Raw genomic sequence first — 11,235 nt, 5'->3', positions numbered from 1 at the left:
CAACGACTTCACAGACGATACATATTACGCTAGATTACACGTATGTCACGACATCTGATTCTTCAACAGTAGCAAGTGCTGTAAACGATTCCAACTTGCGACCTTTAAAATCAAACATGGTGAGGTTGCCCCAGTTATTCGGATGACCGACGGACCATTCTTCTTTACTTGGTATCCAGGCAGGTTCCCAATAATAGAATCCGTGACCCAAACCACCAGGAACTTCGCGAATAATCTGCAATAGATCCTTCAGGTATTTGGTCTGTCCCTCTACACTTGCAGGGTATCCTGGTAACAACATATCTTCCTGATTCAAAATCCATTCAATGCCTTCCGGCTGCTCCAGCGTCCAGGGATAAGCGGTTTCAACTACATTGATCGGTTTGCCATAACGCTCAGCCAGATCATGAAGATTGTCACGTAATGCGTCGAGTGTGCCATGCCACCAAGGGTAATACGAGAGACCAATGATATCAAACTCCACACCCAGTGCTTCAAAGCGATCGTAAAACTTGCGGCTCTCGGCGTTATCTCCACCACGATCAATATGTATCATAATCTGAATATCCGCGTCAACGGATTTGACCGCAGCAATTCCGTACTTCACAAGGCCTGCAAAACGCTCCCACTGTTCGTCCGTATCATGCTCTTCTCCACCAACACGTCCCTCATTCCATAACATGCCTGGTGTAATCTCGTTGCCCACCTGCACCATGTCCGGAAGCGCATCGTGTTCCTTCAACGTTCTCAGAACGTCAGCCGTATACATGCATACCGCACGTTGAAGCTCTTCATAGGACAGGTGCTCCCATGCTTTCGGCTTCCATTGATTGGCTGGATCAGCCCAGCGATCAGAATAATGGAAATCAAGCAAAAATTTCAAGCCCTGTTCCTTGATCCGTTTGGCTACCTCCACCGTCCGCTCCAGATTGCAGAATCCACCAACAGGATCATTCCAGATTCGAAGTCGTATCGCGTTAGCGTCATTAATCTTCAGGATGGACAGCAAGTCTTGTTCCTTGCCATCCACATCACTATAACTCCCGCCATGCTGTTCGATTTCATCCATAAAGGACACATCCATTCCCAGAATGAATGTCTTTTCCGTCAAGTTGCTCACTGTATCAACCTCCATTAATTTGGGGTACAGGCTCAGCCTTTAACTGAGCCCAACGTCATACCTTTGACAAAGAAACGTTGCAGGAAAGGATACACAATCAAGATCGGTGCACTTCCGATGAATATCTGAGCTGCCCTTACCGTAGTTTGAGAGAGGGCTTCCATTTCTTTTGGATTCATGCTCATGCTACTCATATCACGTCCAATAATGACCGTTTGCATAAATGTAGCAAGTGGGTAATCCTTGGCATTATTCATGTAGAGCAATCCATCAAACCAGGAATTCCAGTGGAACACCATACTGAACAATGCAATTGTTGCAATGGACGGCATCGAAATGGGAAGAAAGATCCTGAACAATGTTCTGAAATGGCTAGCTCCATCCATCAGGGCCGCTTCCTCCAGCTCTTTTGGAATACCGCGGAAGAAGTTCAGCATCAGAATGACAAGGAATGTGTTAACTGCCCCAGGGAGTACCAGTACCCAGAAGGAATCCATCAACCCGATCTTCTGGATAACCATGTAGAACGGCACCAATCCCCCGTTGAAAATCATACTGAATACAAAAATCCAGGAGTAGATCGTTCTGCCTTTGAATTCACTATTCTCTTTGGACAACGGATACGCCGCCAGGAACGTAATCAGCAAGGTAATAGCTGTACCGATCACTGTACGTAGAAGTGAAATCCAGAGCGAGTTCAAGAAAATTGGATTGTTCATCGTTTTTTTGTAAGCCTCAAGTGAAAAACCTACGGGCCAGAGATTGACCAGATTGGCATCGGCAGCAGCCTTTGTACTAAAGGATACTGCCAGTACATGAATCATTGGTACGATACACATAATGGCGACCAAAATCAGAAAGCAGGTATTGACTATATTAAACACGCGATAAGGCAATGATTTATGATACATCGTGGTCCCTTCTTTCTCTGTTCATTCGTTTAGAATATGCGATATCCAGCGTATTTTTTGGCTAAGCTGTACGATACAAGGATCAAGATCATACTAATAACCGATTTGAACAATCCGATCGCGGTTGCAAAGCCCATCTCACCATTCTGCATTGCGGAACGATATACAAATGTATCAATGATGTCACCCGTTTGATATACGAGCGGGTTATACAAGTTGAATATCTGGTCAAATCCGGCATTCAGTACGTTACCAAGCGCCAGTGTTCCTACAACCATCAACATCGGCACAAGCGAAGGGATTGTAATGTGCAGTGTCTGTTTCCAGCGTCCTGCTCCGTCAATCTCCGCTGCTTCGTACAACGCTGGATTAATTCCGGCAAGGGCAGCCAGAAAGACAATCATGTTATAGCCAAATTCTTTCCACACATCTGTCAGAATGACCGTAGATCGGAACCAACTGTTGTCTCCCAGGAAGAAATATGGCCCAAGTCCAAAGGTTCCCAGAACCCGGTTAACCAAGCCGCCTGTTGACAACAGATCTATCAAAATCCCGCCCAGAATGACCCAGGACAAGAAGTGAGGTAAATATACGAGTGTTTGAATCGTTCGCTGTACAGCCATCTTGCGAACCTCATTCAAAAGAATGGCAAAAACAAATGGAACAAATAAATTGAAAATCAGTTTAAGTACAGCAATAATTAATGTGTTCCAGATGACCTGTAAGCTGTCTTCACGTTCAAACAAATATCTAAAGTTGTCCAGCCCAACCCATTCAGAACCGCTAATCCCAAGCCATGGCTTGTAGTTCTGGAACGCCATAATGATTCCGCCCATAGGCACATAACTGAAGATAATCAGAAAGATAATGGCTGGCAACAGCATAACGTGGAATGGCCAAGTGCGTTTCAAAGTTCTCATGATTGCTCCCCCTGTATTTCTTCCTACTCAAGTACTCCCTGAGTGGCTTATAATGCGATTATATCAACCTTTTACGGGGTCCAAACAGCACATAAAAGCAATATAAATGGCACAAATTCAACCACTTTGCCTCAGCTCTAATAAACAAAAAAAGCGCCCAGACGTTAGTCGTCTGGGCGCTCCTTGTAATTATTTTTTCACACTGTCATACCATTCGTTAACCTCTTGCGTAATTTGGTCACCGCCACCGGATTTCCACGTTTGTACAAAGGTATCAAACGCATCAACCGGATTTTTGCCATAGATAATTTCGTTAAATGCTTGATTCTCGATTTTGTTCAAATAGTCAAGCTTGGATTTCATCGTCTTTGTTGTCGGACCTGTGAACATGTTCTTGAAGGAAATTTCTTCTTGGCTCAGCAACACTTTCGCTGCTGCTGGAGTCTCTTTACCGTAGTTGACAGCAACATCTTTTTCAAGCTTGGTTTCCGGCTCTTTGCCATTGGCCAAATTCATCAGAGCTTTCATCTGTGCATCTGGAATACGAGCACCGTCACGAACAAGCAAATAACGTACAACGTTCACATATCCGCCTTCGATCTCGTCAATCGGCATTTGTTTTCCATCTGCATCCAGTTGATAATCATAGCCTGCAAACAGACCGTTATCATAAGGGCTACCTGGTGCCGGGTCTGCATAATTGTCAAACAGGTAGTTCTGATACGTAAAGAATGCTTCTGGGTGTGCCATATCTTTTTTGATCAACGTAACACCATTAACGAACTGTGTCCCGTGACGCATCGCTTTGCCTTCAGGACCAGACGGAATTTCAATCGGTTTCCACACGGCACTCGGTACATTTTTCACTGTATCGAGAAGTGGCCATCCACTCATCCAGTAAGGTCCTGGAATAATACCCGCAGTTCCTGCAACTGCTGGCTCTGCTGTTTTGTTCTCATCCCATAGAGCTGCTTCCTGCGGGATATATCCTTTTTTGAGCCATTCGCTCAATTTGGTCAGACCTTGCTTCATACCCGGATTGATAGAGCCATACTCCAGCTTGCCGTCTTCCCCCAGATTCCATTGGAACGGCAATGTTCCATATGCTCCGAAGATCCAAGATGGGTCTCCCATCCATGTATTCATGGAAGTTTTGAAACCAATGCTGAGCGGAGTGACTTTATCAGGAGCCAAGCCGTCAGGGTTATTGTTTTTGAATGCTTCCATCACTGCTTCCAGTTCGTCGATGGTTTTTGGTGCCTTCATGTTCAGCTTATCCAGCCAATCCTGACGAATCCAGAGCAAGTAATCATTGTTGTAGGCATAGTCCAGAACAGGGATACCCATTCTTTTTCCATCACGACTATACTGGTTCCATACGTTTGGATCTTGTTCAATTGCTTTTTTCCATGTGTCCGAAGCATATTTATCGAACAGTGGACCTACTTCTTGATACATTCCAGAATCAATCAGATCCTGAGCAAGCAGATTATCACCTACGTTTACAATATCAGGCATTTCCTGTCCTGATGACATCGCAAGACGAAGCTTGGTTGCAAATGCTCCATTTGTGTCTGTTACTGACCACAACGATTTGATTTCAATCCCGAATTGATCTTTGGCCCACTTGGTTGCCACGTTATTTTCCATGGATTCGCCATTTTTAAATTTCAGCTCTGGATCGATTCCCCATGCTGTAGTAATAGTAACTGCCGGATCATATTTCTCTTTGTATTCGTTTTGGGTTCCAGATGTACTTGGTGTTGCACTATCTCCGCCCCCACTGCCTCCTGAACATCCTGCAAGAACGACAGTTAGACTCAGCGTTGTAGCGAGAAGCGTCAAGAATCTCTTTTTTGTTGATTGCGCTCTCATGTTGTTCCCCCTTAAATCGTTTTGGTTACCCTTTCATTATAGGCTGACCAGGCCTTTGAGCCTATGATACGAAATCAAGATTTCTGCACCTTTGCCAACCTATATTCTGGAATGTTGTTGAAATTATGCCTGATCTCGAAATTCATTTGGTGTCATACCATAATGTTTTTTGAACATTTTGCTGAAATATTGCGGATTTTGATAGCCAAGTTCACTCGTAATCTCGTATATTTTTTTGTTGCTATTCTTAAGCAGATATAGAGCACGTTCCATGCGCATACGAATCATGTAGTCCCCAAGACCTTCCCCAGTCTCTGCCTTGTAAATTTTCGATAAATATACGGGGTGTAAATATACCTTGTCCGCAATCATCTTCACCGACAGATCCTGTCCTGTATCTCTTGTCACCAACTCCTGAACCTGCTTGATCACATGTCTGCGGCTCTGCACACCTTCCTGATCGGACAACTCTTCCTGAAGCTTCGCCAGCATCTCGGTGGCCCAACGCCGCAGCTTCTCGGGGGATTGAATCAACTGATGAGCAAGGAGCAGATCGAATCCCGCATGATCAATCTCATGCACCAGATGCCCCTGTTTATGGGCGATATACATAAATGCATTAGTTACCGACAGATACATCTCATACACATGTTCTCTGGACAATCGTACCTGTTCTGCCGCGTCAAAGACCGTGTTCAGCTTACGCGCTGCCGCTTCCCATTGCTTGGTCTCGAGCAATTGCGGAAGTACAGGCGGTTTGTACAGCTCTTCGAGCGCCTGCGTTGCATCATTCTCCGGTCTTTTGCTGAGTGCCTGATCCATGTCCATATATATAATCTTGTGTTCTTCCGGTCCTGAAAGGACAAGCGAACCCAGACTTTTTCGATAAGCTGCTGTCAACTCGTTAAAGGGAAATGACGGTGTAACTACCATGGACAGATCTCCCTGTAAATATCGAATGACATGCTCACGGAAAGTTTCAGCTGAGATTCTCAGCGTCTCCAAGTCCATCTGCGGAGCTACGATCTGATCTTGATTCTGCAAGAACATAACCAGACACTCATGGGGTCCGCGACCAAACCACACGTTAAATTGCTCTCCGAGTACTTCCTCTGCAATATTACCTACCGCAAAATCCATCAGATCCAGAGACTGCTGGTCCATTGATGAGAAACGTCCTGTAAGGCGAATCAGCATCATCACAGCCGATTGTTCTGGATCGATATGAATCTCATATTGTTGCAGTTGTTCCCGAAGTGCCCGCGCCGTGATCTCACGCCCCAGCAGCAGATCATGCATGAGATTTTCTCGTAAAATTTTATAGTCAGACTTCCGACTGTATAAAAGCCGGTGATATTTATCGAATTCATCCCAATCATCGCGAAGAGACGTAATGGCTGCCGACACCGACCCCATAAACTCATCATCGTTTACGGGTTTCAGGATATAGTCCGCTGCCTGCAATTGAATGGCTTTTTTAGCATAATCAAAATCGCTGTGACCCGTTAGTAAAATACAGCGGATATGAGACCAGCGCTTGCTTACCTCTGCAATGAGATCCAGTCCTGACATGCCAGGCATACGAATATCGGTAACTACGATGTCTACTGCATTTTCCTCCATAATCTCCAACGCTTCCTTACCGGATGCGGCACGCAGAACGGTCGTTACTCCAAGCTCTCCCCAGGGGATCGTAAGTTCCAGACTTTCTGTTACGTATGTCTCATCATCTACCAGTAATATATCAATCAAGTGATTCACTCCCTATTTCGTTCATTCTGCCAATGGATTCCATCGTTCATTATGCGCTACACATTCCAAGTGCTTATCCTTCATTCTCCAGAAGAAACTCCTGCTCGGCAGGCCACGACAGCGTAACGCGTAATCCACCAAGTTCAGATTCCGTTACATCCAGTCCTGCCTGCTCCCCATATCGAAGCTGGAGTCTCTGATTCACATTCCACAGGCCACAGCCCATCTCCTGATCCATCGTTCCCCTGAGCTTATTCAGAAGCGCCTCACGTGCCTCCTGCGTCATGCCTTGCCCATCATCTTCAACCACAAGAACCATGACACCGCCCTGTTTTTCCCCTGATACTCTTATTTCTCCGGCCTCCGCGTCCGCTTCGATACCGTGAATCACCGCATTCTCCACTAGGGGTTGCACGATGAGTGGCGGTACCTCCTGTCTTAACATCTCATCAGACAGATCAATTTTGTAATGAATGCGGTCCATACGCATCCGTTGGATCTCCAGATAACAGCTGACAAATTCAATCTCTTCTGTCAACGGTACCACGTCCCGCTCCTGTCTTGTTGTATACCGATAATATCGCGATAGATTATGCGACATCGCTACAACAGCGTCCATACGCTTGAGTTTCGCCATACTTGTAATGAAGGAGAAACAATTATAGAAAAAGTGCGGGTTAATCTGCGATTGCAGCTGCTTCAACCGAGCTTCACGTACATGAATCTGTTCCAGGTAAACGTGTTCAAATAACTGCTGGATCTGCTCCACCATCAAGTTGAAACGTTCGGACAGGAAACTGAATTCATTGCGGCCCTTTGGCTTAATCCTCACTGAATAATCCTCCTGCTTCAATCGCTGGAACCCACGAATGAGTTGTTTCACTGGCACCTGCACCTGTACATAGAACAAGTACGCCACACCAAAACTCATTAACAACAAACAAATCATGGAAGAATAGAACAGCATATTGGATTGGTGAATGGGCTTCAGAATATCTGACAGGGGCATGTAGTCCACCAAATACCAGCCTGTTGTACTGGATTTCACCGTGTTGACCATGTAAGGCTCGTTCCCGATCACTACTGTACGATTATCAACGTCCTGAAGTTTATGGATGGACAGTTCTTCCATCAACTGATTCGTTAATGAACGATCTGAAGTCCGGTTATAGATAACACCCGATTCTTCACGGAAATAGAAGGGGTCATGCCTGCCATCGTCTTTGAATTTGTCTAGCATATCCCGAATGTTATCACTATCAAACTCCAGTTTAATAATCGTTTCTGCATTATTAGCCGGGTCTTTAATACCGTATGGGGATACCGTAATCCAGCTAAACATGAACCGATCATCTTCCCCATCCTGAATTTTGCGTACATCCCAGCCGGAAATGATATTTTCCCTTAGCGCTTCTTTATCGTAAGAACGTGCGTCCCTTTCGGAAACCACCCTGCCCAGCGAAGGAGAATACAGATATAATTTCGTAGCCCAATTGGATGAGCTTTCCTGAATACTCAGCTTATTCTGAATACGTTTGACCAGGTTGATCGCATCCAGATCAAAGTAGTTACTGTCCGCATAGATTCGCCGGAAGCTGCCAATATCAGGATCATGTATGAGCAGATTAGGCCATGAGGATAACAGTTCGATGTGTGTGTTCACTTGATTTTGGAAAAATTCAAGCTGGTTACTATTCGATCGATTCAACTCATCTCTGAGAACTGCTGTTGTTTTGTGATTGGAGTACCAGTATAAAAGCACTACAGGAATCAGCATAATCAAAATAAGAATGACCATTTTGGAAAACAGGTTTGTCCGATATGACATTTTTTCATCTCACCTTGTCTTAATTTGTCGTGACATTAATTGTAATGATGTAAGCGCTAAAGACAAACTATTTTTTTGAGACAAACCGATTCATTATCTAGCGTAAGCGTTACCAATTCAAGGTGAAAGGAGATAAAACCAATATTTCTGCACTAAATGCAACTTCCACGCACAAAAAGAGCCAGCGATTAGCCAGCTCTCTATCTAATTTCAGTATATATCTTTAATCGTTCTATTCAACTCAAACCTTATTCCACTTCTGTATATGTAATTATTCTTTTTTTCTATAAAAATATCAACTATGGAATATCATAATCAAATACCGTATTCGCTCCATCCACGCCTACATCCAGCACAATATCCATAAGTTTCCCATTGACGAACAGAGGGGATTCCGCTTTCCCGTAAAACTCCAACTTACCTGTAAACGTTCCATGGCGTTCAATCTCAACATGTACGGGCCTTAATTGGACAGACTGCAAGGCTTCCAATAGTGGATCGTCCTTAAACTTATAACTGCGTGCGAGATCAGGCAATAACACGGCGGATACGGAATCTCTGCCGTAATTTTTGAGTGTCAGATCACAGGTTGCTCGGGTCTCACCCGTTTTCAGCACGTTAAAGGTACAAGAACTTGCATTCTGTACATAGGATACCGCATTAATGCCTGAAGCTCCCCACTTGGCTACATACATGAATTTATCCGTCATGTACGAATAACTGAGAACGATAGCGATAACTACGATCCATAACCCTTTTGCAAGAGCGGGGAATGATTTCCCGATTTCTTTGCGAGTAAGGTAGAATCCACACGCGAATATCCCCAATCCGATGAAAAGTGTGATATGAACTCCACTCAAGTAAGATGTAGTATACGGTGATATACCTATTGCTGACAGCATGGTATCTCCAACAGAAAAACCAAGATGATGGTTACATGTAAAGATAATAGCAAATAGCAATAAAGCCCCTGAGAACACAAGTCTGGTTCTCGACACACGAACACCCCCTAATCAACCACCTTATTATATCATATTTTTCCTATTTATGATTAACAATCCAAATCAAAAAAACAACAATAAAAAGAACGTCTTCGGTTGTTCACCGAAAACGTCCTCCATTTTCACCGCTGACAAGAGCTTGTAATAACACAGGTCTCTCTGTCATGGCTGACGATCATTTATTGCTTAGACAAGAATGCATCGAGTTGTTCCTGTTTGGCTGCAATAATTTTATCAATTCCCGCTGCTTTCAATTTCTCCAGATATTTCGGAATCATCTCATTTGGATCAACTGCGCCCGATGTCATACCCGGCTTGAACTGTTTGTTCACGTTGTTGACCGCAGCAATTTCATTTTTGACAGATTGGCTGTTGAATGTAAAGCCCAGTGCTGGCGACTTCACACCTTTGGCGTTAAACTCTTTGAACTTCTCCCATTTCTGTGGATCTTCATTATCCCAGAGGAAGTTCAGGAATTGGTTACCCAGTTGCCATTGTGCACCTGGATTGTAGGTACGACTGTTGGCATCTACGCCATCAGGGAGAGCAATGATATTATCCTGTCCGTCTTTTTTTACATAATGTGTACCTTCAATTCCGAAGTTCAGCAAGTTGTTAATTTCCTTGTCGGAATGCAGCAGGTTAATGACCTGCATCGCTTTCTCCGGTTGCTCTGAAGAACGGGAGATTGCAAGCATCGCTCCAGAAGCATCACCCGTCGTGATTGTTGGCTGTGTCATCTCAATCTGAGTGAGTGGGAAACCCACATACCCTTCTTCTTCTTTATCCTTGCCTGGCTTCATGCCATCTGTCCAGAGAAACGCTTTTCCAGCCTTCGCCTGGTCTTTCGGGAACACATTGGACGTAGCAGCATCACTGTTGATATATCCCGCTTGATACCACTTGCGAGCGAGTTCAGCCGCTTCTTTGAATTCTGGGGTCTCCACTTCATTCAGCACCGTTGTTCCGCCTGCTGTTTTGGAGATGACTCCAGGTACGGAAGCATCACCGAGATAATCCCAATCCAGATTCTCCAACAGCCCGTTACCGTTGGTATTGGACATATAGAATGGTGTGATGGCTGGCTCGTTTTCCTTGATTGTTTTGAGAAGTGGCTCCAGATCAGCCCATGTCTTTACAGCTGTCAGGTCCAGTTTATACTTGTCAGCCAGATCTTTACGTACCAACACACCACGTGTGGCAGCAAGTTCCTTATTCGTAGGAACGCCGTAATTCACGCCGTCCACCTGGGAACCTTCCAGAAAGGCAGGGTCCAGGTTTTTCTTAATATCCTGACCATGTGCATCAAGCAGATCATTCAAGGGCAAGAATGCGCCTTTAGCTACATTCACCGTGTAGTTCTGCCAAGCCGCTGTGAAGATAATGTCTGATTTTTCACCTGAGGAAATCATGAGATTCAGCTTGTTATCCCACTGTCCCCAGTCAATTGCATTGATCTTAAGCGTGGCTCCGATCTTTGGTTCCATCTTTTTGTTAATCTCGGCTTCCACCAGAGCGACATCCTTCTGTGGTGTCCCTGGGTAGAACAGTGTCACTTCATAGGGTTTGCCCCCACCTTCACTTGCTCCTCCGCCTTCTGCGCCAGGTGTTGTTGTTCCACCCTTGTCTGATGAGCAAGCAACCAGCACCAGGCTCAGCGCCATAACCGTTGCCATCATGCGTGACCATACCTTTAATGATCTAACCAATTGAACCCCTCCTGTCATGTGTTGAACCATACAACCGAATTCCCCAATTCACAATTAAACCGATAACTACTTCTGTATATGCCCTTTCAGTCCATCTTCATTTACCTTGCCCACTCCGC

At 44.8% G+C, this 11,235-nt stretch carries 8 protein-coding genes; all 8 read right to left on the bottom strand.

The genetic code is table 11. The features are described 5' to 3' along the window. Positions 1–34: 34 nt before the first annotated feature. Positions 35–1,120, bottom strand: a complete 1,086-nt coding sequence (locus tag MHI48_RS10820; RefSeq protein ID WP_081745916.1) for an arabinogalactan endo-1,4-beta-galactosidase — start codon at positions 1,118–1,120, stop codon at positions 35–37. Positions 1,121–1,152: 32 nt separating this feature from the next. Then, the gene (locus tag MHI48_RS10815; RefSeq protein WP_036609548.1) at positions 1,153–2,031 is read right to left on the bottom strand and encodes a carbohydrate ABC transporter permease; all 879 of its coding nucleotides are present in this window, start codon (positions 2,029–2,031) and stop codon (positions 1,153–1,155) included. Between the two features lie 29 nt (positions 2,032–2,060). Continuing rightward, positions 2,061–2,951 carry a sugar ABC transporter permease gene (locus MHI48_RS10810; protein ID WP_017689297.1) on the bottom strand — a complete coding sequence of 297 codons (891 nt, stop codon included), beginning with the start codon at positions 2,949–2,951 and terminating at the stop codon, positions 2,061–2,063. A gap of 189 nt (positions 2,952–3,140) precedes the next feature. After that, positions 3,141–4,826: an extracellular solute-binding protein gene (locus MHI48_RS10805; RefSeq protein ID WP_036609551.1), complete on the bottom strand. Its 1,686-nt coding sequence runs from the start codon at positions 4,824–4,826 to the stop codon at positions 3,141–3,143. A gap of 123 nt (positions 4,827–4,949) precedes the next feature. Next, complete coding sequence (locus tag MHI48_RS10800) at positions 4,950–6,578, bottom strand: response regulator (RefSeq protein ID WP_036609553.1); 1,629 nt, start codon at positions 6,576–6,578, stop codon at positions 4,950–4,952. Between the two features lie 73 nt (positions 6,579–6,651). After that, positions 6,652–8,406 carry a sensor histidine kinase gene (locus tag MHI48_RS10795; protein ID WP_036609555.1) on the bottom strand — a complete coding sequence of 585 codons (1,755 nt, stop codon included), beginning with the start codon at positions 8,404–8,406 and terminating at the stop codon, positions 6,652–6,654. Positions 8,407–8,705: 299 nt separating this feature from the next. Further along, complete coding sequence (locus tag MHI48_RS10790) at positions 8,706–9,404, bottom strand: hypothetical protein (RefSeq protein ID WP_405143923.1); 699 nt, start codon at positions 9,402–9,404, stop codon at positions 8,706–8,708. Positions 9,405–9,586: 182 nt separating this feature from the next. Next, on the bottom strand, positions 9,587–11,116 hold the full coding sequence (locus tag MHI48_RS10785) for an ABC transporter substrate-binding protein (RefSeq protein WP_076326915.1): 1,530 nt from the start codon (positions 11,114–11,116) through the stop codon (positions 9,587–9,589). Between the last annotated feature and the right edge of the window lie 119 nt (positions 11,117–11,235).

It is taken from the genome of Paenibacillus sp. FSL H7-0942 (genome assembly GCF_045040715.1).
Taxonomy (GTDB): domain Bacteria; phylum Bacillota; class Bacilli; order Paenibacillales; family Paenibacillaceae; genus Paenibacillus; species Paenibacillus amylolyticus.
Note: the sequence above shows the minus strand (reverse complement) of the source record. Positions and strands in the feature narration are given on the sequence as shown.